Consider the following 23,669-nt stretch of genomic DNA (forward strand, 5'->3'; position numbering starts at 1 on the left):
TGAGTCAAACTATCCGTTCGTAACATGGACAAAGCGGCGGATTATGATCAATCAGGAGCAACTAGTGGAAATACACGTTTTACATCAGCAAGGGTGCAGCATCCGCCGTATCGCAAAGGAGCTGGGGATCTCAAGGAATACCGTTCGTACTTATCTGCGAGATAGAAGCAAAGCACCCGTGTACCCCGAGCGTCAATCCCGACCAACTAAACTTCAGCCCTACCATGACTACTTGTGTACGCGGATTGAAGCCGCAAAGCCTTATTGGATACCCGCAACCGTCTTACTACGTGAGTTAAAATCACTTGGTTATGAAGGCGGTATAACGATGCTTAAGGAGTACATCAAACAGTACAAACCAAGTACGCCTGTCGACCCTGTCGTTCGGTTCGAGACATTGCCAGGTGAGCAGATGCAAGTGGACTTTACGACCATCACCCATTACGGAGTCCGTGTTAAAGCCTTCGTGGCAACGCTTGGTTATAGCAGAGCGACGTTCGTTCGCTTTAGTGAACGAGAGCGCCAAGAAGACTGGATAGAAGGTCTTGAAGAAGCGTTTGAATACTTCGGTGGCGTCCCCAAAGAAGTTCTGTTCGATAATGCGAAAGCCATCATGATAGAGCGTGATGCATACGGTGAAGGTGAGCACCGCTGGAACCCTGCACTGCTCACCGCAGCCAAGAAGTACAATTTTAAACCGAGAGCCTGTCGTCCATATCGCGCAAAGACCAAAGGAAAAGTGGAGCGATTTAACTCCTACTTGAAGAATAGTTTCGTCACTCCTCTTGCGGCGACACTCAAGCAACACGGACTTAAAATCACCGTCGATGTTCTTAATGGACATATCGGCGCATGGCTAGAAACCGTCGCTCACCAACGAACTCATGGTACGACAGGTGCAAAGCCTCAGGTTCTCTTAGATGAAGAGCGCTTTACACTTCAGTCGCTACCATCGCCGACACGCCCAGTCACACCACTAACAATAAGCGATAGTGTGATGCCACTTGAGAGCTTCCAGCACCCACTCTCGACGTATGATGCGTTGTTGGAGGTACGACCATGAACCTTCAAATGAGTCGTATCGAGGCTGCCTGTGCAACGCTGAAGTTACAAGCTATCGGTCAGGAGTGGCCGAGACTGGCAGAAGCAGCCAACAGTCGTGAACTGAGTCTAGCCGATTACTTAGAGTCACTTCTGAACGCTGAACTGGAAGCGCGAGCAGAACGCACAAGAGCCACACTGACTAAGTTCGCCAGCTTCCCAATGGAAAAAACGTTCGATGACTATGACTTCAAGTTCGCAACGGGTGCCCCAAGAAAACAGCTCAAGGAGTTAACAGGGTTAGCCTTCATTGAGCGAAAGGAAAACGTGGTATTACTCGGCCCAAGTGGCGTTGGTAAGAGCCACCTTGCAGTGAGCCTTGGCCAAATAGCGGTTCAAAAGGGCCTAAAGACACGGTTCATCACCGCAGCAGACTTGATGCTTCAGCTATCTACAGCAAAAGCTCAGGGTAAGCTTGAAAGCTACTTGAGACGAAGTGTACTCGCACCTAAGCTACTTATCGTCGATGAAATCGGCTACTTACCGTTCGGCAGAGAAGAGGCCAACTTGTTCTTTAACGTCATCGCCAAACGTTATGAGCAAGGCAGCATTATCGTGACCAGTAATTTGCCGTTCTCTCAATGGTCAAATGCGTTCGCCGATGATACAACGTTGACGGCGGCATTACTCGATAGACTTCTTCATCACTCGCACATTGTACAAATCAGCGGTGAAAGCTATCGATTAAGAGGAAAGAAAGCGGCTGGAACCATACCAGCGGTTCTAGAAAGTCTATCTGAAGGCAAAAGTTAATTGTATGGGTGGGTCAATTTTACTTCGGCGATAACGTCGATAAGTGGGTCAATTTTAAACTGGCGTTGACACGCGAACGTAAAAAACATATTGGACAAGCGAAACCCATAACCATAGAAGATGACGTTTGGATTGGTGGAGGCTGCATTATTCTGCCTGGAGTCACAATAGGAAAAGGCAGCACAATTGGTGCTGGAAGCGTTGTAAACAAGTCTATCCCAGCCAACAGTGTGGCCGTAGGTAATCCGTGTAAAGTGGTTCGCTCGCTCGAATTTGTATAATCAGGCTAACTGGTTTAAACAATGATATAGGAAGCCTCGGATTTGCCATACGAGGCTTTACTTCATCTATACGCTCATCAGCCTTGCGACTCTTTTAAATTCCTTCAGCCGCTTTCAGGTCTGCCTGAACGCTGACTTAAATGGTGAGTTGAAACTGGCCATTTTGATTATTGAAACCCAGCTTCTTAAACAACGCCTGAGAACGAAAGTTACCATCATCTATATCTGCATATAACTTTGTAATTCCCAGCGATTTGGCGTGTAAAAACAATACACTGAGTGCTTCAGACATATAGCCTTGCCGCCAGTAATCCGAATTAAGTAAACAACCTACCTCACATGCTTTACCACAATCACTAAAAGTGTGTAAGCCGCAAGTGCCAATTACTTTATTGGTTCTTTTATCGGCAATTGCCCATTCTAACGATTCACCTGACTTCTCTAACCGGGCGACGCTCTCCAACATTTGCTGAATCATGTCTTGCGATGTAAAAACAGCATCGGAAGCAAACTCCATTGTTTGAGAATCACCATAGATTTCAAACAGATCGTCTGCATCGCGCGCTGTGATCGTCCTTAACGTCACCCTACTTCCCAATAACTCAGGATTCATGTTTAGCCCTGATTGTTATGGTCTGAGCCATTTGTACATAACTAAACTGTCCACATACCCCAAACGACCATGTCTGTAGGCTTTAGGTATCGTACCAATTATACTGAAGCCAAGTTTTTGCCACAGGTTAACCGCGACTTCATTCGTCGAGACAACGCTATTGAATTGCATCGCTTCAAAACCAAGTTCTTCGGCTAGCTGTTGCGAATGCTCACACATCTTGCGCGCGATACCTTTCCCTCTCGCTTCGCTTGCAACCATATAACCACAATTACAAATATGATTACTTGGCCCCATTGCATTAGGCTTCAGGTAGTAGGAACCTAAAATCACGTCGTTTTCTACATAAACGTACGACTTCAACGGAACTTCACACCAGATGTGGTAAGCCTCTTCCTTCGTCATTTCTGGGTCAAACGCGTAGGTTTCCTGATCGCGAATAACGGCTGAAAAGGTTGGCCAAAATAACTCAAAATCAGCCTTAGTTGTTTCCCTGAACATTCAAATTCCTCTCGAACATAATACTTAGCGAAGACGTACGCAACGCAAACTCTAACCTTTATATACCTTTCTGTAGAGTGAACAACCGGCTAGCAATAAACACGGAGTATACCAAGACATTGAGGTTACACTATATTTATTCGCCAACATGTAAATCAGGTTGACAATTACAGTCACCTCACAGGATATATAGGCAATAAAAAAGGTTTTTATCCATTCAGCACATTTGTAAGTGCCTGATTGCAGCCAGGTCATTTCGTCAAGAATAAACGTCCATGAAACGAGAAATGAAACCCACAAGCATGAGGTTCTCGCACTTTCCAGCTCAAACCAATCTATAGACAAATTCAATAAAAAACTACTAACGAGAATAATGTTGAGAACCGACATCTCGGATACCATGCAGATAAATTCTGCAACAATAACAGACCATTATTTCTAGAAGCATACTTTTGGTACTACTGTTTTCGAGCAAGCTAACACCACTTAGAATTGAAGATACCAAGCGTTCGAAATCATCTTAAACGCCTGGCATAGTGCGTTACTCGTAGTTTCGCTTACACCAGTTTTCCCAGTTATTTTCACCCAAACTCTTTCTAGCCTTGATAATTCTAAATATGGTGATAAATCCCATTAAAATACCAAACAAGGCGAAGCCAATAAGATAGAACCTCCAATGTTCAGGCTGTTTATGCCAAGAGAATGCCCACATGAACGCTCCCCATAGTGGCCCCAAAAGTAAGCTATCCATTAAAAACACTTTTACTAGCGACTGGAATACTAGTGGCTTTTTCGAGAGGTCTTTGTATTTTGGCCAAACAAATATTGTTGGTTTAGTTAAGTCCACGGGAACACCTTTTTCAATCAAGTGCAACCGGATGAATTCTGCCTTTTCCATAAAAACCCCACTAACTATATGTCATTGGAATTTTAAGGCCATCAAGTCATTCGCCTGAAAGGATAATCTAGATGTTACGACAGACTTCAAAATTTGATTATTTCATTGCTGCGTTAAGGGTGAGCAATGCAGGGATAAAAATGTGGGTTTTCCTGAACCACGGGACCCAATAACAGCAATTCTCTTCATGGTACTCATCTAGCCTTCACCCAGACCTATCAACTCGTGTAAGGTGAACTCGTCCACGAAAGGAAAGATTCGCTAGCTTGCTTTTGGGGATCTTGGCAATACGAGAGCATTTCTTGATACGATACGGGCTTGCTGTACAGATAGCCTTGGTAAAAATCAATGTCGTTTTGTGCTATCGAATTTAGCTGCTCTTGTGATTCAATACCCTCTGCGATCACCTTAGTACCGATCGTATGAGCCATCTTAGTCACCGCAGAGACTATGCTTTGTTCTTTTTCATGCAGACAAATGTTATCAATGTAAGATTTGTCGATTTTTATATAATCTATTTTTAAATTTCTAAGCACGGAAATAGAAGAGAATCCCGTGCCAAAGTCATCAACTGAAATCATCACACCGATCTCTTTTGCACTCAAAATACTTTGAGTTAGCTTCTCAATATTCGTAATCATTGCGGTTTCTGTGATTTCCAAATGAACATTGTTTGGATTTACAGAATACTGAGAAATGAACAGGTTTAAACTATCCAAGAAGGTTTCATCTTCGAACTGAATAACCGAAACATTGATTGATATGGAAATGTACGGATGCATCTTGTTGACAGCAGCTAACGCTTCAATAGCCATTTTTAACACTAACCGCCCAAGATCTATTATCAATCCATACTCTTCAGCCACCTTTATAAATTCGTCAGGCGAGACTCGTTGCCCTTTTAAATCCCACCTAACTAATGCTTCAAAAGAGTGTATTTTATCATCTCTGACGCTTGCTATTGGCTGATATTGCATATAAAAACTATTGTCGTTAATCGCTTTTTTTATAGCTTCACATAGATACTCTTTTCGTTCATAACTCTCTTGTATATTCTTGCCAAAACAACTAACACGTAAGTTATTTCTTTTGCCATGACTAACAGCCAAATACGCATTTCTGATCGCAGTATTGATTGGGACGCTATCATCACAAATGTAATAGCCAATATGATAGTCCGGTTTAACACGAATACTTCCTGACTGAAAATACACGGTTATCTGTTTCTTTAAATCACTAATGAATTTTTCTAACTCTACTTTAGATAAAACGTAAGTGTGGATAATAAATTCATCACTCCCATACCGGGCAGAAATTGAACCGTGAAGTTTATCATTATTTAATAATATCTCACCAACTTCCGAAATAATAAAGTCACCATACTCATGACCATAGTTATCGTTAATAAGATGCAGATTTTCTATATCAACATGTATAAAGCTATTGAGTAGTGCAGGATTGTTTTTATTAATGCGTTTTATAGCAATCGCTGGGGCGAAATTATTTCGGTTATATAACCCGGAAAGCATATCACGACGTTCTAATGTAAGTATTCTACTGGTCCTAGAGTCAACCTCATTTTCAAGGCTCGATACTAAGCTTTCAATTTTAGTTTGATTATCGATTGATGCGTAAACAAAATTGGCACTTCTTATGGCTGTCAAACATAGTGCAATTCCATAAACGATCCCCATTACCCCAAAGTTTCTTAGCGTAACATCGTTTCCAGTAAGTAATATAAAGCTGTATGGAAAGATGGTAATCGCTACGTACACCAGAGCGGAACGCCGATCAACAGAGAGTAATGTGACGCTACCGCCCGACATCCCACAAAAAATGACTAATGTGAACATGACTTCTTCTAACGTCATTGTTTGATGAAATATATAAGGGTATGCTGCCCATGCAATTGCTGAGACTGTGACACCAATAAAATGAAAGTCTAATTTATATTGGTTGTCGTTAGAAATACCATAATGAACCCAATAACGTACACCGGTAATTACATAGATCAATAGCAACCAATAAATTTTCTCATTAGTAGCATGAGGCCCATATACATTAGTCATTACTAAAATTGACGCAATGCAAACATTGATCGCCAGTAAGGTGACAATATTAGAGGAAAAGACTAATAAATGGCTGCGTTTGTTCATATAAAACACTAAGCAATTGGTTGCACTATTCTATTTAAACTAGCTTGTCTAACCAAATAAGTCTATATATTTACTCGATTTAATTGCACAAATAATATTTGTTAAGAAAATTACCATATTGAGAATGATACCTTTCTAAGTTTACAGTAATCTTAACACTCTCAGGTAAAAGCTCGCCGACTCAAAAGACGGACAGAAGCGTGTCTGAGTTTCCTAACACGCTTAATTACCGATATTCACACTAGATGCATGGACAAAGTCACTTCGTTTGATCATCAACACGTTCGAGTGCAGTACCTAGAACCCATTAATCCTTTCTATCAGGCTGAAGAAAATCGCTCGTCCGACAGGGGTCAGCTCATCAGGAAAATCATAATCAGGGTTATGCAGCTGCGGACTCTCCCGACCTGAACCTAATACAAACATGGCTCCTTGTTTCGCGACTTGGGTAAACTGACCGAAATCTTCTGACCAACGCATTGGCTCATCAAGCAAAGTATAAGCCGTTCCAGTATCGCGGCAAGCCTGCACGACGAGCTCACAACCCTGCTGCGAGTTCACGCTGGCCTGAAATACATCCTGCCATTCCAGTGACCAATTTAATCCATAGCTGTCTGCATTTTGCTCGGCCAGTGCGCTTGCTGCTTCGACTAAGGCTTGCATCGTCTGATTACTTTCACTGCGCAGTGTCGCCATCACGACCGCTTCCCCAGGAGCCGTGCCAAACGCGACTTCCCCTAATTTTGCGTGAATCACTGTTACCCAGCAGCGCTCGCTAAGAGATTCGGGCAGAGTATTCAGTTGCGAGATAATATTACACATCGCCATAGCTGGACTTACACCATTTTCCGGGTGTGCCGCGTGTGAAGTTTTGCCCTGCAAACGAATGATCATTCCCCGCGAGGCGCAGTTAAACGGGCCGGATTTTACGGCGACGTGTCCGAGAGGCAGACCGGGGTAGTTGTGCAGAGCAAACGCATAGTCGGGCATCATATCGGTAAACTTCGGGTCATTCACCATGTTGATCGCCCCTTCTCCCGTTTCTTCCGCAGGTTGAAAAGCAAGAATCACTCTCCCACTGGCAGGACGGTTTTGACTAAGTATCTCCCCCAACGAGGATACAATCGCCATATGCCCATCGTGTCCACATTTATGAGAAACACCGTGGTGAACAGAGCGATGATCGAAGGTATTCGTCTCATCAATCGGTAGCGCATCCAGTTCGCAACGAATCAGCGTCGTCGGTCCCGGTTTATTGCCTTGGTAAATAAAAGCCAAACCACTTCCACCAAGGCCGGTGACGACTTTATCCGGTGCAAAATGGCGGAATTGTTCCATAATGCGCTGCGCGGTTTCGGTTTCCTGATTGGATAACTCCGGAAATTGATGCAGAGTGTGGCGAAACTGGGTCCAGCAAATATCAGCCATAAAACAATGTCCTCCGTGACCATGGCATAAGATTGAGTAAAACCAGAGAGTAGCGTAACTCAACCTACTATATCATTCCGCACATTTCACCTGTCGTTACGTGTAACGTTGAGTATTCCCATGCCAAAGGTCGGAATAACGATAATGTTCAGTTCACTATTCTCGTCGTCTCACTGCTTTGAAGCTTTGTATTTATGCTGCGAAAGCACAATTTATAGCAATCAAATGCGTTTGTGTTTACCATGAAGACAAATGTACCAACCGCGTTTTCACTCTATGGGCACGACAGCAATCACACGACTCCAACAAGACTTATTATTCAAAGTTATCGCAAAACTAAAGGCAGACAATGCGCTGGCTGGTTGTAGTTTGAATGAATCGTCTTTAGCGTTGCAGTTCGACGTATCAAGAACACCAATCCGCGCCGTGCTTAAATATATGGCCGATCAAGGCATCACTAAAGCGGTTCCTAACAAAGGTTTTGTGCTACTCATCGACGCTGAAAATATTGCGGAGATGGGAAAAAACACCAATCAGCAATCCCGTGAAGAGAAACTTTATCTTCGAGTACTTATGGATCTGTTTTTTGGTGAGCTGGAGTGCCCTATATCAGAGAAAGAGCTTCAAGTGCGTTATGACGCCAACCGAGGTGAGATACAAAATGTTCTGCGACTGCTGGAAAGTGACGCGATCCTCCACCGAAGTCCAGGCTACAAGTGGCAACTTGAAGGTGTGCTGAATACACTCGACAGGCATACAGAAAGCTATCGATGCCGCCTTATATTCGAACCCGCAGGTCTGCTCGAACCAAGCTGGAAGCTGGGTCGCGATAAACTTGAAGCTCTACTGGACCGTCACCTAAAAGCCATCGCCGAACCACAAACCATAACGGCAAGCCAGCTATTTAATTTAAGCGCTGAATTTCACGAAGTACTCGCCGCTTGCTCGGGTAATCGTTTTTTGTTGGGCATCATGCAGCAACACAACCGTCTGCGCAAAGCCACCGATCTGGTATCCATGCATATTCAATCCTCTGTGACTACCTCTTGCCAACGACGCGTCGAGATCATTGAACTGTTGTTAAAGGGAAATAACGCTCAAGCCGCAACAAAGCTCGCTCAATTGCTGGAAAATGACATTCGCGTTATGAAACGAACCTATCAAGATGTGATGAATGTACCTCGTGCGCAGCGAGAGAGCCTATTAAACAACATTGCCCACAAACTCAATTAGCTGGACTTCAAGTTCAACACTTGGGCCCCACTCGCTCCAACCTTCCATTTTTCCACTAGCTAAACATTCCGTAGAGCCTGACTAACTGTGTACAGGCTCTTTCACCTATCCCATATTTTCGCTTGTTCATTCTTATTTTGATCAACGCTTTGCACTGAAAACACTCAACCAACGCTAGCGTAAACAAAAGTTGCACTTGCATATTGTATTTTTGCATCAAAAATACAATAATAATGATTCTTATTTAGAATAAAGAGTTGTCGCAGTAAAATTACGCGGTTTGACGACGTTCAATTGACCGCTAATACCACATCGAATCTGCCCGACTTGTAACAATCTAAGTTGCTTTGTCTTTCATTCACCAGTGACAGACGAAGGCTTATTTAATTAGAAAAAAATCAAAGGTCAGCGTACCCATTAGAGGATTTAAGAGTCCTTTTGTTGATAAACATAGAGAAGAAAATGAACAATAAAAAAGGAAGTTTAAAGATTTCCACTGTTGCACTTGCCGTAACCGCTGCAAGTACAGTGTTGGCAGCCCAAGCAGAAGAATACGTCACTGATGAAAAAGTGGTTATTGTTTCAAGCCGCACCCCTAAAGCGATCAGTGATATTCCGGGCACAGTTTGGTATATCGACTCCGAACAGATCGAACAAGAATATCGTGGAGGGAAATCGCTTGGTGAGATCCTGGCGTCAACCATTCCATCGTTAGATGTAAGCAGCGGTGCAAGAACCAATTACGGCCAAAACCTTCGTGGACGTAAGATGCTCGTCATGATTGACGGTGTCTCTTTACAATCATCCCGACAAATCAGTCGATATTTAGATTCCATTGATCCATTTAATATTAATCGCATTGAAGTTCTTTCGGGGGCAACCTCTTTGTATGGTGCTGGCGCTTCAGGTGGCGTGATTAACATCATAACGAAAAAAGCCCAGAGCGAAGACATTGAGTTTGAATCCTTTGTTGGTGGATCTTCAGGCTTTAACTCCGGCGAAGATTTTGATTATAAAATAGGTCAAGCCATCTCTGGTGGCAGTGAAAAGGTTCAAGCTCGCGCTTCTGTTATGTACAGTGAAACACAAGGCTACTTTGATGCTAATGGCGACATTGTGACTCCGGACATTTCACAGGGCTCGTTACAGTTTAATAAAACCGTTGATTTTCTAACAACCGCTGGCGTTAATATTTCTGAGACAAAGAAACTGAATCTTTTGGCACAATACTATGACAGCCAACAAGATTCGCCTTATGGTCTGTACATTGTCGGTGGCGATTTTGTTGATGTGCGAAAAGGCTTTGATTCAGACCGCGAACATGGAACCGAGCGTATGATGTTCAGTGCTTCTTACGTCGACGAGCAGTTTCTCGGACATCAGCTGATTGCAGAAGCTTCGTACCGTAAAGAAGACCAAACTTACACACCTTATTATCAGTCTTCTGGTCAACAAATTACCGATGTCGTTTCATTAAAAGCGGCGCTGGCGAAAAGCTTTGACCGACTAAACATCGTTTATGGCATCGACGCTTATCAGGATAAACTCGACAGCAATCAAGCGCTCTACGATCCAACCATCGCTAACAATTCGGGCAATCTGATCAACAAAACTTACGCGAAAGTTGGCCGATATCCTGGTATCGAAGTCAGCTCCATTGCTGGATTTGTGCAAACTGATTATGCAATCACTGATGACTGGACCGTTGAAGGCGGTATTCGTTACCAATACATATCAAACGAGATTGACGATTTTATTGGCTACAGCCAACAGAAGAAAATAGCAGCAGGCAATGGTACTTCCGCTGATGCCGTTCCGGGCGGTGAAACCGACTACAGTGTTAGCCTATTTAACTTGGGTACGGTTTATCATTTAGATAGCGATTCGCAAATTTGGGCGAACTTCTCTCAAGGCTTCGACCTAGCAGACCCGGCTAAGTACTATGGACAAGGAGACTACACCCTTGTTGGCGATCACTGGCAGCTTAACGATAGCATCAACGTAAATAAATCTAAGATGTCGGGCATTAAAACCAACAGCTTTGAACTTGGTTACCGTCTGGATACTGGTGATCTGAATGTACAAACCGCCGCTTATTACTCACAGTCTGATAAGTCAGTGACATATAACAAGACAACCATGCTTATCGATGAAATTGACGACAAGAAGCGTGTCTACGGTCTGGAAGCGATGGCGTCTTACTGGATGAATGACAATATTCAGCTCGGAGCATCGGGTCATTATGTCATCTCAGAAGTCAAAGGCGACGACGGCTGGCAAGACTTTACCGCGGGTGAAGCGAGTACCTCAAAAGCGAACGCGTGGGCGGGTTGGATTGACTCGGAGCTATCAGTAAAAGTCCAAAGCCAAACCATGTTTGACTACAAAGATGACGATAAAAATGAACTCAATGGCTACACCGTGTTTGATCTCGTCGGTAACTATCAACTTCCCGTTGGTAGCCTAGGCTTTGGTATTCAAAACCTGTTCGATAAAGATTACACCACAATCTGGGGCCAGCGAGCTCAAATTGTGTATTCGTCTCATTACGAATCAGCAGCCTACGATTACAAAGGCCGTGGAAGAACGTTTGTTCTGAACTATCAAGTGAAGTACTAATCCGTTCAACTTGAAAAACCATTCAAATAGAACAACGAAAAAGCCTCACAAAGATGTGAGGCTTAATTGTATCTGGTTGCAAGTGAGTCCTATTCGACGTCCAATACTCTGCTTTTCAAACGCTTGGCTTGAGTCAATTTTCTTACCAGAAGCGTGAATAACAGCATCAACATTGGGTATTGCAGCGTGATAAATACCAGAGACCAAAAGCCGCTGTACGATACGCTCGTTGCTAAATACAGGTACAACTGCTGTGCTAATATCAAAGCCAAAATAACAAAAATGGCCTGTCTGGTACTTAACTGCACTTGGGATTTATCAAACGTCAAAACGATCACTGAGGCCGCCATCAGAATAGCGAGCCAATTGCCAAATACAGGTAACGGCCAAACAACACAAATCACCGCCGTAAATACCGTCATAGCCAACCACACTCCTTTCGAGGTGAGCAGCTGATCAACGTGTATCTCCGGGTTTACTTCCAAACGCAGAATATGCCAAGCGACCAAAATACCCAACAGCGCCCCCAGCAACATATCCAAGATAAAAGCCGTACCAAGGAAGAATTTAGCCAGCACAACCAGCAGCGTCATACCAATAATCAGCCCCGTTGAGCCATTAACACCAAAGTTACCGTTTTTGTGGAATAGAAAAGTGAGCACACAGCACCACACTGCGATAGGCAAGCTTGGAAAACTGAAACCGAAGCTGTGTGTAAGCTCGACCACTGGCATATAAACATGCGGTCTTGGTAATGAAAATCCCTGCTGCGCGACAAGTATCATCACTGACGTTACTGAAATTGCGAAAAATAGTCGAAAAACAAACCGGCTACCAAATCGCATCATCACGAACGGGAACAGAAACAGTAAAATGGTTGGTGCCGTGAGCTCTAAAATCATTTCGGCAGCCTGAGAAGCCGTCTGAAAACTGGTTGCTGACAATGAGCCGACCCAGTTTTGTAACGCCATCATCCAATCCAGTTCGATCTGACGAAACGATGGAGCAGACTCGATCAGATGATTAATGTAATGCACTGGTTGATGCGTCGCATCGTTGAAATAACCAACGACCGTTTGCCACTGTGCGGGATAACGATAAGTAGAAACGGGAAGCTGTTCCGGTGTTAGCAACATTGCTGACGCAATTTCGACACCATAATGTGGCGCAAACCAAATTGGTAGCTCATTTCCCCCCATCGAATTGATCATTGAGTAAGAAATGATCTCCGAATCTGACACACAGTCAAAGAAAACGGCCGTCTCAGTGCGGCCTAACTCTTTGCCCACCGTAACGACTAATCCGGTTTCTTCCCAAGTTTCCCTTTGAGCAGCGGCTCTTGGTTGTTCGCCTTCAATTATTGTGCCTCCGGGCAAAGAAATTCGATTGGTTAGGATCTCGTGAATCAATACCAATTTATCATCTGCTCGCACAACACATAGTGCGCCTTTAACTGACTCTGAAGACGACGCTGCAATAGCGGGGGAACTACCCAGTAATACGCAGTAAAGAGTGAGGAAAAATAACTGTCTCAACACAAAATGTAACCTTTAATAATAACCGACGTGTGAAGGCAGCAATACTGATAGATTTTGAAAAACTTAGTGATGCCTTATGCGTATGATACATAAGACCGGGGAAGTTAGAGATAAAAAATTAATCTAACGCTGACATTACCCGGACATAATGCGTAATTGCGATGGCAATTCTGACAGTTATATGGGTTCATGTCAGGAAAATTTCTGCTCCATGTTTAAATTCTCAGTTCTGCAACTGAGATTAGGCGCATTTGTTTAAAATGAATAATTTCTAGCAATGTTTTGGAAATGAACCATCTTCCATGGAATGCAACTAAATGCGCTTACATATTGTTCTCCGAAATAAGGCCGTTCGGATTTAATCAGAGTCACTGGCCCTTATCAGGCATGATCAGCGGTGTTCTTAAGCAATGGGTTTTCTTAAGCAATGAATGTGGTGACCAAATCCCTGCTTTTCATAGAGCGCTAATGCTTGTTGATTAAAGTTCCATACTTCGACAAACATCTGCTTCGCGCCATAATTAATAAAAGTGGATTCAATTCTATCAAGCAGTGCTTTTGCGACCCCTTGCTTTCTGAACTCAGGCAACACGTACAGTTCATCAACACTACCCATCATCACAGGTTTACTGACGACAGAAATTAACTCACAGAAGTGCCCAGAAACAAACCCTATAATTTCATCGTCCTTTGCAGCGACATAAACCAGACATTCTGGGTTATCTATATAGCGTCCGATGCTTTTCTCTTCTTCAATTTCTTCTGCCGTTTTAAACAGTTCCGGTGATTGAACATGATGCTCATCATGCAAGTCGAACATAAGGTCATTGAGAATAGAGATGTCGTCAAAACACGCCGATTTAATTACAAATGCACTCATAAAAAAGCTTACTAAAATTTGAACCTTTGTAGTTTGTGACCAAAGTAGAGGGATAGCAAGTCACTAGGATCAATAAAGTCGATATTTGGTTATTCTTACTGCGACCATATTGAAATTACCACCCGCCGGAAAGAAAAAAGCCCCTGCAGGGATTGCAGGGGCAAAACATTAAACGTGGAATAGATTAAACGCTATCGACGAAGAACACGTTCGATTTCACTCAGACTGGTTGGATCGTCAATGGTTGATGGAACCGTGTACTTCTCACCATCAGCAATTTGGCGAATGGTTCGACGTAAGATTTTCCCTGAACGCGTTTTCGGTAAGCGATCAACGACCAGCGCATGCTTAAAGCAGGCAACCGCACCGATCTCACTACGTACTTTTCCGACCAACTCGCCTTCCAGGTCCAGCTCATCAACTTTAACGCCGTCTTTCAGTACTACAAAACCAAGTGGAAGCTGCCCTTTCAGATCATCGTGAATGCCAACTACAGCACATTCTGCGATGGCCGGGTGACCACCAACGATCTCCTCCATCTCACCAGTAGAGAGGCGGTGACCAGCGACGTTAATCACATCATCAATACGCCCCATGATGAATAGGTAGCCGTCTTCGTCGAGATAACCACCGTCACCCGACACATAGTAGCCTGGGAACTGGCTCAGATAACCTGTCTCAAAACGATCATGGTTACGCCATACGGTTGGTAAACAGCTTGGCGGTAACGGACGTTTTAGCGCAACAAAACCTTGCTGATTGGCTTTCACTGGCTCACCAAGTTCATCAAGAATTTCAACTTGATAACCAGGAATTGGCTTAGTCGAAGATCCGGCTTTAACTGGCATCATTTCAATACCTGTTGGATTACCCGCGATAGCCCAACCCGTTTCCGTTTGCCACCAGTGATCGATTACCGGTTTGTCGGCTTTGCTTTGCACCCATTCAAGAGTTGGAGGGTCCAAACGCTCACCAGCCATAAAGATGGTTTTTAAGTTAGACAAATCGTAATGTTTTAAAAACTCACCTTCAGGGTCTTCTTTCTTAATCGCGCGGAATGCGGTAGGTGCAGAGAACAACGCATCAACTTTGTACTCATCACAAACTCGCCAGAATGCACCCGGATTAGGCGTTCTAACCGGTTTGCCTTCAAACAGTATCGTTGTACAGCCATGAATGAGTGGCGCATAAACAATGTATGAGTGCCCTACTACCCAGCCAACATCAGATGCAGCCCAGAACACGCCACCCTGTGGAATATTGTAAATGGCACTCATTGAGTACTTCAGCGCTACCGCATGGCCACCGTTGTCACGAACCACGCCTTTCGGTTTACCCGTCGTACCTGATGTGTAAAGGATGTAGAGCGGATCTGTCGCCAGTACTGGTACACAAGCGTGTGGAAGTGCTTGGCTGTACTCTTGCTGCCAATCCAGCTCTCTCTCTTGGTTTAGCTCGGCTTCACATTCCGGACGTTGGAAAACAAACACCTTCTCTGGTTTCCAACGGCTATCCATGATGGCTTTATCAACCATTGGCTTGTATGGAATGATTTTGCTGATTTCGATACCACACGATGCCGTCATGATAACTTTAGGCTCGGCATCTTCAATACGCACTGCCAGCTCATTTGGTGCAAAGCCACCAAACACCACTGAGTGAATCGCGCCTAAACGTGCACACGCAAGCATCGCCATTGCTGCTTCTGGGATCATCGGCATGTAAATAACGACTCGGTCGCCTTTTTCAACACCTTGAGCAGACAACATACCGGCAACTTTCGCGACCTGATCGCGCAGCTCAGTGTAGGTATAGGTCTTTTTATTCCCTGTCACTGGTGAATCATAAATCAGAGCGGCGGTATCACCTCTACCTTGTTCACAATGGTAATCCAGTGCTAACCAAGACGTGTTCATCACGCCATCTGGGAACCAACGCTCAATACCGTTTTCATCAGTATTCAAGATGGTCTTTGGAGATTCGAACCAGTCGATATTCTCCGCTTGAGCGCGCCAAAAACTCTCCGGTTCGTTTTTCGCCCATAAATATTCTTTTTCGTATGAAGACATATTGCTTCCTCCAGTATGTCCTGACATTGCTTCTCTATTCAAAGACATTGGAGGGTACACGCACAAATCCCTCCATCAGTATTCTCGCACTTCGGCTCATGATGGCTTTTTGCACCACCCAGCCCTGTTCAGTTTGCTTCGCTTGTGCCCCAACTTTTAACGTTCCTGATGGGTGGCCAAAAGTCACCGACTCTTTTTCACCGCCACCAGCTGCCAGGTTAACCAGCGTTCCCGGCACACATGCTGCAGACGCGATAGCAACGGCTGCTGTTCCCATCATTGCATGGTGAAGCTTGCCCATCGACAACGCGCGGACAAGCACATCGATATCCGAATCATTCACCGCTTTGCCACTTGAAGACAGGTAGCTTTTCGGTTTGGATACAAAAGCGATTTTCGGTGTGTGCTGACGCGTCTGAGCTTCTTCCAGATCAGAAATCAGACCCATTTTTAACGCGCCATGAGCTCGGATCGATTCAAACATTGCCAATGCAGCGTCATCGTTATTGATATCATCTTGTAGCTCAGTACCCTGATACCCAATCGACTCAGCATCAATGAAAATGGTCGGAATACCCGCGTTGATAAACGTGGCATTGAAGGTGCCCACATCAGGCACCACCAAATCATCGACTAAGTTACCCGTTGGGAACATACTGCCTTCACCGTTCGCCGGGTCAACAAAGTCCACTTGAATCTCTGCCGCTGGGAATGTCACGCCATCGAGTTCAAACTCGCCGGTTTCTTGCACGAAACCATTGACGATTGGCACGTGGATCAAGATGGTTTTGCTGATGTTCACCTGCCAAACGCGCACAGTTACGATTCCATTTTCAGGAATGCGATCTTGTGGAATCAAGCCAGCATGAATGGCGAAGGGACCGACTGCCGCAGACAAATTGCCGCAGTTACCACTCCAGTCTACGAATGGCTTATCGATCGACACTTGGCCAAACAAATAGTCAACGTCATGATCGTCTTGGCTACTGCGCGAAACAATTACCGTTTTACTAGTACTGGAGGTTGCGCCACCCATACCGTCGATTTGCTTCGCATAAGGATCCGGGCTGCCGATTACGCGTAACAATAGCTTGTCACGCGCGGCTCCAGCCACTTGCGCTTCTTGAGGCAAATCTTCGAGGTTGAAAAAGACCCCTTTACTCGTGCCGCCACGCATATACGTCGCCGGCACTTTGATTTGGCTCCTTTGATTCGGAGTATTGTTTTCCATAACCACTCCTTATTGCGCCAAGAAATCTTGCGCGAAACGCTGCAGTACGCCACCCGCGTTATACACGTGAACTTCATCAGCGGTGTCTAAGCGACAGGTAACAGGAACGTCGACTTTTTCGCCGTTGCTGCGTGTGATAACCAAGGCTAAATCAGCGCCCGGCTTAATCTCGCCAACTACGTCGTAAAGTTCCGTACCATCCAGTTCTAGCGTATTACGGTTAACACCTGGTTTGAATTGCAGTGGCAGTACGCCCATACCAACCAAGTTAGTGCGGTGGATACGCTCAAAGCCTTCAGCAACGATTGCTTCTACCCCCGCCAATCGAACGCCTTTTGCAGCCCAGTCACGAGATGAACCCTGACCGTAATCTGCGCCAGCTACCACGATCAGTGGTTGCTTACGGTTCATGTAAGTTTCAATTGCTTCCCACATGCGAACAACCTGACCTTCTGGCTCAATTCGAGCTAGAGAACCCTGTACCACTTCGCCGTTTTCTTTCACCATTTCGTTGAACAGTTTCGGGTTAGCAAAGGTCGCACGTTGCGCCGTTAAGTGGTCGCCACGGTGGGTTGCGTAAGAGTTAAAGTCCTCTTCAGGAACGCCCATTTTCGCTAGGTATTCACCTGCCGCACTGCTCGCCATGATCGCATTCGATGGCGATAGGTGGTCGGTCGTGATGTTGTCACCCAGAACTGCTAAAGGACGCATGCCAGACAGCGTTCTTTCACCTGCTAATGCACCCTCCCAGTAAGGTGGACGGCGGATGTAAGTACTCATCGGACGCCAGTCGTATAGCGGATTCGAGTTTTGCGCCGCGTCATCCAGTTTGAACATCTGGATGTAAACTTGGTTAAACTGCTCTGGTTTAACGTGTTTACCAACTACCGCATCAATCTCTTCGTCGCTTGGCCACAAATCATTTAAGTAAATTGGTTTGCCGTTTTGGTCAGTACCCAGTGCATCACGCTCGATATCAAAACGAATCGTACCCGCTAGCGCATAAGCGACAACCAATGGTGGTGAAGCCAAGAAAGCTTGCTTCGCATAAGGATGGATTCGGCCATCAAAGTTACGGTTACCAGACAGTACCGCTGTCGCGTACAAATCGCGATCGATGATCTCTTGCTGAATTTTTGGATCCAACGCACCGCTCATACCGTTACAGGTGGTACATGCGTAGCCGACGATACCAAAGCCAAGCTTTTCTAGCTCTGGTAGTAAGCCTGCTTCTTCCAGATAAAGACGCGCAACTTTAGAACCCGGAGCAAATGATGACTTCACCCAAGGTTTACGTACAAGGCCAAGTTCGTTGGCTTTCTTCGCGACAAGGCCAGCAGCAACAACGTTTCGTGGGTTACTGGTGTTAGTACACGATGTGATCGCAGCAATGATCACCGCGCCATCTGGCAACTCGCCTTCTTTCTCTTCCCAAGCACCAGAAATGCCACGTTGTGCCAGCTCAGAAGTAGGCAAACGGCGGTGAGGGTTTGAAGGGCCTGCCATGTTACGGCTTACTGATGACAAATCAAACTCAAGTACACGCTCGTAAACCGCAATATCAAGATCATCTGCCCAAAGGCCGGTTTGTTTCGCGTATTTCTCAACTAAGTCGACTTGCTGTTCATCACGACCAGTCAGTTTCAGGTAGTTGATGGTCTGCTCGTCAATGTAGAACATACCTGCTGTTGCGCCGTATTCTGGCGTCATGTTGGAGATGGTTGCGCGGTCACCGATAGTCAGGTCTCTTGCACCTTCGCCAAAGAATTCAAGGTAAGAAGAAACAACTCGCTCATTACGTAGGAACTCAGTGATCGCCAAAACGATATCCGTTGCGGTAATGCCCGGTTGACGTTTACCCGTCAGTTTTACACCAACAATATCCGGCAGACGCATCATCGATGGTCGGCCAAGCATTACAGTTTCTGCTTCCAGACCACCCACACCAATCGCGATAACACCAAGCGCATCAACGTGAGGCGTATGACTGTCAGTACCTACACAGGTATCCGGGTAAGCAATGCCCTGCTTCGCCTGCACCACTGGAGACATTTTTTCCAGGTTGATTTGGTGCATGATGCCGTTACCAGCTGGGATTACGCTGACGTTTTCAAATGCGGTTTTACACCACTCGATAAAGTGGAATCGGTCTTCATTTCGGCGCTCTTCAATCGCACGGTTTTTCTCAAATGCGTCTGGCTCAAACCCTGCGTGTTCTACCGCAAGTGAGTGGTCAACAATAAGCTGTGTTTCAACCACTGGGTTAACTTTTGCAGGGTCACCGCCCTGATCGGCGATCGCATCGCGAAGACCAGCCAAGTCTACCAGAGCCGTCTGGCCTAAGATGTCGTGACATACGACACGTGCTGGATACCAGGGAAAATCGAGATCACGCTTACGCTCAATAAGCTGTTTTAGGCTGTCGGTTAAAACGTTTGGATCGCAGCGTCGTACAAGCTGCTCGGCAAGAACGCGTGAGGTATAAGGGAGCGTTTCATAGGCTCCAGGAGAAATAGTATTTACGGCTTCGCGGGCATCAAAGTAATCAAGTTGAGTCCCCGGAAGCGACTTACGATATTGGGTATTAATATTTGTGCTCATGGTTTGCTTCCATTCAATCTGTACATCTTGGCCTTCTCCCCATCACTCTAGAAACGTTACTCTAGAAAAGTTGTTTGGAGACTTGATTGGAGAACTGTTTTTGAGATGTAGTAGTCGTTCTAGTCACCTTTATGATGAGAAATACTCCTTCCCCCATGTGGAGAGAATCGCATAGAGGAAGGAGTAACGCGCTAGCGTTTTTCGATAGGCACCCATTCCTGATGGTCTGGACCTGTGTAATCTGCGCTTGGGCGAATAATGCGGTTGTTCGCGCGTTGCTCATACACGTGTGCAGCCCAACCCGATAAACGGCTCATCACGAATATCGGAGTGAACAGTTTGGTCGGAATGTCCATAAAGTGGTAAGCCGATGCATGGAAGAAGTCCGCATTACAGAACAGACCTTTCTCACGCTTCATCACTGATTCAACACGCTCAGATACCGCATATAGGTGTGTGTCACCTACTTGCTTCGACAGCTCTTCTGACCAGCGCTTGATCAAGGCGTTGCGAGGATCGCTTTCACGATAAATCGCATGACCAAAGCCCATGATCTTGTCTTTGTTAGCAAGCATTTGCATGATGTTCGCTTCTGCTTCATCTGGCGTCTGCCAATCTTCGATCATTTCCATCGCCGCTTCGTTTGCGCCACCGTGAAGTGGACCACGAAGCGTACCGATTGCCGCAGTAATACAAGAGTGGATGTCTGACAATGTTGATGCACAAACGCGTGCAGCAAATGTTGACGCATTAAACTCATGCTCTGCGTAAAGGATCAATGAGCAGTGCATGACCTGCTTGTGCAGTTCCGTTGGCTCTTTACCAGTCAACAGTTTCAGGAAGTAACCACCGATGCTGTCTTGAGTCTGATCTTCAGTGTCGATACGTACACCGTCATGACTAAAGCGGTACCAGTAACAGATCATTGCAGGGAATAGCGCGAGCATACGCTCCGTTGATTGCAGCTGCTCTTCAAAGCTCATTTCCTGCTCTAAGTTACCCAGCATAGAACAACCTGTACGCATTACGTCCATTGGGTGCGCAGTCGCAGGAATCAGTTCAAGAGCTTGTTTTAGCTCAGTTGGCAAACCACGAAGACTTAACAGGTGCGTCTTGTAAGCATCGAGTTCTTGTTGATTTGGTAAGTGACCACGTAACAGCAGGTGCGCCACTTCTTCAAATTGAGCATTATTGGCAAGGTCAGTAATATCGTAGCCGCGATAAGTAAGACCTGTTCCCGTTTTACCGACAGTACATAAAGCTGTGCTTCCAGCGCTTTGACCACGTAGGCCTGCGCCACCTAACTCTGCTTTCTTTGCTTCAGTTTGAGGCATTGTTTGAACTCCTTTTCTATCTGGCTTTGCTCTCTTTGGAGCGTTTTTATTCACCAGACAATTTTCACGTTATTGGATTTGATAAATTCCGATTATCTTTTCTTGGGCTTCCGTTTATTCTCTACTTCCCCGCTATTTTCCTTCTGAGAATAGCTGGTCAAGTTTGTCTTCGTATTCGTGGTAATTCAGGTGCTGGTATAGCTCTTTACGTGTCTGCATAGAATCAACCAGCGCTTCCTGATTGCCTACTTCTAGCAGGTGCTTGTAAACCGTTTCTGCGGCTTTGTTCATGGCACGGAACGCACTGAGTGGGTAAAGCACCATGTCCACTTTCGCTTTTGCCAACTCATCACATCCGTAGAGTGGCGTTGCACCGAACTCGGTAATGTTCGCCAGAATCGGAACATGCTTGCCCGTTGCTTGTTCAAGCGCATTTGAGAACTGTAGGTATTGATCCAGTTTGTTCATCGCTTCTGGGAAAATCATGTCCGCGCCCGCTTCCACGCAAGCAATCGCTCGTTCAATCGCGCTGTCCATGCCTTCAACCGCAAGGGCATCGGTACGTGCAATAATCACGAAACTTTCGTCGTTACGCGCATCAACCGCCGCTTTCACACGGTCTACCATTTCTTGCTGGCTAACAATCGCTTTGTTTGGACGGTGACCACAACGTTTCTGCGCTACCTGATCTTCCATGTGTACTGCAGCCGCGCCCGCTTTTTCCATTTGTTTGATCGTGCGAGCGATATTGAATGCACCACCAAAACCCGTGTCGATATCCACCAATAATGGCAAATCACAAGCGTTTGTAATGCGGTTAACGTCCACCAACACGTCATTGAGTGTGGTGATGCCTAAGTCTGGCAAACCGTATGAAGCATTTGCAATGCCACCACCAGACAAGTAAATCGCTTGATGCCCCAGGTTTTTCGCCATCATGGCGCAGTATGGGTTAACGGTACCGACAATTTGTAGCGGATTGTTTTGTTCAATGGCGAGTCTGAACTTCGCCCCCGGTGTTAAGCTCATGACGAATTCCTTCTAGTCTTTATCTAAACTTTCAGTTTCTGTATGAATAATCTGCGATTGGATGAGTTTTCGACTCCCAGAGATGTGTCGTCTCATTAACATTTCTGCAAGTTCTTCATCGCGATTACGAATGGCTTCCAAAATATATTTGTGTTCGTTAAGTGCTTCGTTTGGACGAGATTGCGAACGTGGTGACTGATAACGATACATGCGCAGTAAGTGGTACAACTCATCACACAACAAAGTAATCAACTTGCTATTTCGGCTTGCCTGAATAATGCGATAGTGGAAATCAAAGTCACCATGCTGGTGGAAGTAAGAAGAGCCTTCTACCTGGTCAATATGCTTCGAATGTGTCGACAATAGCATTTCTAAGCTCAATAGCTCTTCTTGGGTAATATGGCGAGCCGCAAGCCTTGCTGCCATCCCTTCTAGCGCTTCTCGTACCGAGTAAAGCTCAATCAGCTTTTCTGGTGAAAAGGTCGTGACTCTCGCTCCAACATGCGGGATACGTTCAATCAGACCCAAACCTTCCAAACGCATCAGCGCTTCACGTAAAGGCCCTCGGCTGACTTGATATTTCCTGGCAAGCTCTGGCTCTGAGATTTTACTCCCCGGCGCAACATCACCGTTTACGATAACTTCTATCAAAGACTCCGTCAGTGTTTCAGACTTGGTGTGTTCTTTCTCAGAAGCTATCACTTTATAACGAGCTTTTAACTCAGAGTTCATATTCAGGCACTCACATCAATGACACCGAAATGTCTACAATTCCTTAACCTAAATATAAAATAAACGATCAAAGTGTCGACAATCAAGTAAATTGTCGACAATTTAGACTAAGGTCTTATTAAAAAATCGGATATAAACGAAATATAAGCGGGATGATAGGTAAAATTGTCATACGAAAATCTTAATTGTCGACAATTACTCCACTGTTATCTGTCTGATTATTAATAACAATCATGTGGGTAGATAAACAGTTATTGAGTTACAGCGTCATTCTTTGGGCTCAAATTGCTCAAAGACTTGTTGTCCGGTCATCGTTTTGGAATCCGGATGGAGTTCGTAATACCCCGGTTTTTCGTCGGTAAAGATTTCCAAGGTCAGCTTAAAATTGGGGTTGTCGAACAATCCCGCAGATAAGATGTACTCATTGCTGGACAGCAAATGGTAGAACAGGTTCGAGCCACACTCGCCACAGAAACCTCTTACTGCCCACTCAGAAGACTGATAACGCTTTGGTTCCGAGCCTTTAAATGTGACGTCTGAGCCACAGTGCACCGCATGAAATGCACCGCTCGTCCATTTTCGGCACATGGAACAATGACATAAGCTGACTTCATTATTTGGTTCTGCAATAACTTCAATTGCACCACATAAACATGTCCCTCTCATCATTTC

18 protein-coding genes and 1 pseudogene are annotated in these 23,669 nt (G+C 45.2%); 5 read left to right on the forward strand and 14 right to left on the reverse strand.

Going from position 1 to position 23,669, the window contains the following annotated elements:
* The first annotated feature begins 43 nt into the window (after positions 1-43).
* The 3 genes and pseudogenes from istA to L9Q40_RS06570 form a co-directional block, all read left to right on the forward strand.
* Positions 44-1,063, forward strand: coding sequence for an IS21 family transposase (gene istA, locus L9Q40_RS06560; RefSeq protein WP_050935650.1), 1,020 nt, complete (start codon positions 44-46; stop codon positions 1,061-1,063).
* Positions 1,060-1,854, forward strand: coding sequence for an IS21-like element helper ATPase IstB (gene istB, locus L9Q40_RS06565; RefSeq protein WP_050935648.1), 795 nt, complete (start codon positions 1,060-1,062; stop codon positions 1,852-1,854). Before istA ends, istB begins: the two co-directional genes overlap by 4 nt.
* Before the next feature lie 104 nt (positions 1,855-1,958).
* Positions 1,959-2,135, forward strand: a pseudogene (locus L9Q40_RS06570) (DapH/DapD/GlmU-related protein); the annotation flags it as partial.
* A gap of 136 nt (positions 2,136-2,271) precedes the next feature.
* Here L9Q40_RS06570 and L9Q40_RS06575 read toward each other — a convergent pair.
* The 5 genes from L9Q40_RS06575 to L9Q40_RS06595 form a co-directional block, all read right to left on the reverse strand.
* The gene (locus tag L9Q40_RS06575) at positions 2,272-2,748 is read right to left on the reverse strand and encodes a GNAT family N-acetyltransferase (RefSeq protein ID WP_243974025.1); all 477 of its coding nucleotides are present in this window, start codon (positions 2,746-2,748) and stop codon (positions 2,272-2,274) included.
* A 15-nt stretch (positions 2,749-2,763) separates the two neighbouring features.
* On the reverse strand, positions 2,764-3,249 hold the full coding sequence (locus L9Q40_RS06580; RefSeq protein WP_498792800.1) for a GNAT family N-acetyltransferase: 486 nt from the start codon (positions 3,247-3,249) through the stop codon (positions 2,764-2,766).
* 541 nt (positions 3,250-3,790) lie between these two features.
* Entirely contained in the window at positions 3,791-4,147 is a 357-nt protein-coding gene (locus L9Q40_RS06585) for a DUF6404 family protein (RefSeq protein ID WP_014231926.1), read from the reverse strand.
* A 218-nt stretch (positions 4,148-4,365) separates the two neighbouring features.
* Positions 4,366-6,303 (reverse strand): putative bifunctional diguanylate cyclase/phosphodiesterase, encoded by a 1,938-nt coding sequence (locus L9Q40_RS06590; protein WP_498792802.1) that lies wholly within the window; start codon positions 6,301-6,303, stop codon positions 4,366-4,368.
* A 297-nt stretch (positions 6,304-6,600) separates the two neighbouring features.
* Positions 6,601-7,731, reverse strand: coding sequence for an amidohydrolase (locus L9Q40_RS06595; protein WP_498792833.1), 1,131 nt, complete (start codon positions 7,729-7,731; stop codon positions 6,601-6,603).
* Positions 7,732-8,007: 276 nt separating this feature from the next.
* On the opposite strand from L9Q40_RS06595, the gene L9Q40_RS06600 reads away from it, so the two are divergent.
* Together L9Q40_RS06600 and L9Q40_RS06605 are read left to right on the forward strand one after the other, a co-directional pair.
* On the forward strand, positions 8,008-8,964 hold the full coding sequence (locus L9Q40_RS06600; RefSeq protein ID WP_498792835.1) for an FCD domain-containing protein: 957 nt from the start codon (positions 8,008-8,010) through the stop codon (positions 8,962-8,964).
* 462 nt (positions 8,965-9,426) lie between these two features.
* On the forward strand, positions 9,427-11,583 hold the full coding sequence (locus L9Q40_RS06605; protein ID WP_498792804.1) for a TonB-dependent receptor: 2,157 nt from the start codon (positions 9,427-9,429) through the stop codon (positions 11,581-11,583).
* An 89-nt stretch (positions 11,584-11,672) separates the two neighbouring features.
* Here the strand turns inward: L9Q40_RS06605 and L9Q40_RS06610 are convergent, their stop codons facing one another.
* From L9Q40_RS06610 to L9Q40_RS06650, 9 genes are all read right to left on the reverse strand, one after another.
* Entirely contained in the window at positions 11,673-13,121 is a 1,449-nt protein-coding gene (locus L9Q40_RS06610; RefSeq protein WP_498792805.1) for a bifunctional NUDIX hydrolase/phosphatase PAP2 family protein, read from the reverse strand.
* Positions 13,122-13,524: 403 nt separating this feature from the next.
* Positions 13,525-14,001, reverse strand: a complete 477-nt coding sequence (locus tag L9Q40_RS06615) for a GNAT family N-acetyltransferase (protein ID WP_020336336.1) — start codon at positions 13,999-14,001, stop codon at positions 13,525-13,527.
* A gap of 191 nt (positions 14,002-14,192) precedes the next feature.
* On the reverse strand, positions 14,193-16,070 hold the full coding sequence (locus L9Q40_RS06620; protein WP_498792808.1) for a propionyl-CoA synthetase: 1,878 nt from the start codon (positions 16,068-16,070) through the stop codon (positions 14,193-14,195).
* 34 nt (positions 16,071-16,104) lie between these two features.
* Positions 16,105-17,301: a 2-methylaconitate cis-trans isomerase PrpF gene (gene prpF / locus L9Q40_RS06625; RefSeq protein ID WP_498792810.1), complete on the reverse strand. Its 1,197-nt coding sequence runs from the start codon at positions 17,299-17,301 to the stop codon at positions 16,105-16,107.
* Positions 17,302-17,310: 9 nt separating this feature from the next.
* Entirely contained in the window at positions 17,311-19,902 is a 2,592-nt protein-coding gene (acnD, locus tag L9Q40_RS06630) for a Fe/S-dependent 2-methylisocitrate dehydratase AcnD (RefSeq protein ID WP_498792812.1), read from the reverse strand.
* A 191-nt stretch (positions 19,903-20,093) separates the two neighbouring features.
* Positions 20,094-21,236: a bifunctional 2-methylcitrate synthase/citrate synthase gene (gene prpC / locus L9Q40_RS06635; RefSeq protein WP_498792814.1), complete on the reverse strand. Its 1,143-nt coding sequence runs from the start codon at positions 21,234-21,236 to the stop codon at positions 20,094-20,096.
* Positions 21,237-21,368: 132 nt separating this feature from the next.
* Positions 21,369-22,265 (reverse strand): methylisocitrate lyase, encoded by an 897-nt coding sequence (prpB, locus tag L9Q40_RS06640; protein WP_498792816.1) that lies wholly within the window; start codon positions 22,263-22,265, stop codon positions 21,369-21,371.
* 12 nt (positions 22,266-22,277) lie between these two features.
* Positions 22,278-22,997 (reverse strand): GntR family transcriptional regulator, encoded by a 720-nt coding sequence (locus L9Q40_RS06645; protein WP_014231938.1) that lies wholly within the window; start codon positions 22,995-22,997, stop codon positions 22,278-22,280.
* A 267-nt stretch (positions 22,998-23,264) separates the two neighbouring features.
* Entirely contained in the window at positions 23,265-23,663 is a 399-nt protein-coding gene (locus tag L9Q40_RS06650) for a GFA family protein (protein ID WP_020336342.1), read from the reverse strand.
* Positions 23,664-23,669 lie beyond the last annotated feature (6 nt).

This window comes from Allocatenococcus thiocycli (genome assembly GCF_921292965.1).
Taxonomy (GTDB): domain Bacteria; phylum Pseudomonadota; class Gammaproteobacteria; order Enterobacterales; family Vibrionaceae; genus Vibrio; species Vibrio natriegens.

What these genes read in the sequence shown, in the direction of transcription:
- istA (WP_050935650.1), top strand. Translation starts at nt 44, where the DNA reads ATGATCAATCAGGAGCAACTAGTGGAAATACACGTTTTACATCAGCAA.
- istB (WP_050935648.1), top strand. Translation starts at nt 1,060, where the DNA reads ATGAACCTTCAAATGAGTCGTATCGAGGCTGCCTGTGCAACGCTGAAG.
- L9Q40_RS06575 (WP_243974025.1), bottom strand. Translation starts at nt 2,748, where the DNA reads ATGAATCCTGAGTTATTGGGAAGTAGGGTGACGTTAAGGACGATCACA.
- L9Q40_RS06580 (WP_498792800.1), bottom strand. Translation starts at nt 3,249, where the DNA reads ATGTTCAGGGAAACAACTAAGGCTGATTTTGAGTTATTTTGGCCAACC.
- L9Q40_RS06585 (WP_014231926.1), bottom strand. Translation starts at nt 4,147, where the DNA reads ATGGAAAAGGCAGAATTCATCCGGTTGCACTTGATTGAAAAAGGTGTT.
- L9Q40_RS06590 (WP_498792802.1), bottom strand. Translation starts at nt 6,303, where the DNA reads ATGAACAAACGCAGCCATTTATTAGTCTTTTCCTCTAATATTGTCACC.
- L9Q40_RS06595 (WP_498792833.1), bottom strand. Translation starts at nt 7,731, where the DNA reads ATGGCTGATATTTGCTGGACCCAGTTTCGCCACACTCTGCATCAATTT.
- L9Q40_RS06600 (WP_498792835.1), top strand. Translation starts at nt 8,008, where the DNA reads ATGGGCACGACAGCAATCACACGACTCCAACAAGACTTATTATTCAAA.
- L9Q40_RS06605 (WP_498792804.1), top strand. Translation starts at nt 9,427, where the DNA reads ATGAACAATAAAAAAGGAAGTTTAAAGATTTCCACTGTTGCACTTGCC.
- L9Q40_RS06615 (WP_020336336.1), bottom strand. Translation starts at nt 14,001, where the DNA reads ATGAGTGCATTTGTAATTAAATCGGCGTGTTTTGACGACATCTCTATT.
- L9Q40_RS06620 (WP_498792808.1), bottom strand. Translation starts at nt 16,070, where the DNA reads ATGTCTTCATACGAAAAAGAATATTTATGGGCGAAAAACGAACCGGAG.
- prpF (WP_498792810.1), bottom strand. Translation starts at nt 17,301, where the DNA reads ATGGAAAACAATACTCCGAATCAAAGGAGCCAAATCAAAGTGCCGGCG.
- acnD (WP_498792812.1), bottom strand. Translation starts at nt 19,902, where the DNA reads ATGAGCACAAATATTAATACCCAATATCGTAAGTCGCTTCCGGGGACT.
- prpC (WP_498792814.1), bottom strand. Translation starts at nt 21,236, where the DNA reads ATGCCTCAAACTGAAGCAAAGAAAGCAGAGTTAGGTGGCGCAGGCCTA.
- prpB (WP_498792816.1), bottom strand. Translation starts at nt 22,265, where the DNA reads ATGAGCTTAACACCGGGGGCGAAGTTCAGACTCGCCATTGAACAAAAC.
- L9Q40_RS06645 (WP_014231938.1), bottom strand. Translation starts at nt 22,997, where the DNA reads ATGAACTCTGAGTTAAAAGCTCGTTATAAAGTGATAGCTTCTGAGAAA.
- L9Q40_RS06650 (WP_020336342.1), bottom strand. Translation starts at nt 23,663, where the DNA reads ATGAGAGGGACATGTTTATGTGGTGCAATTGAAGTTATTGCAGAACCA.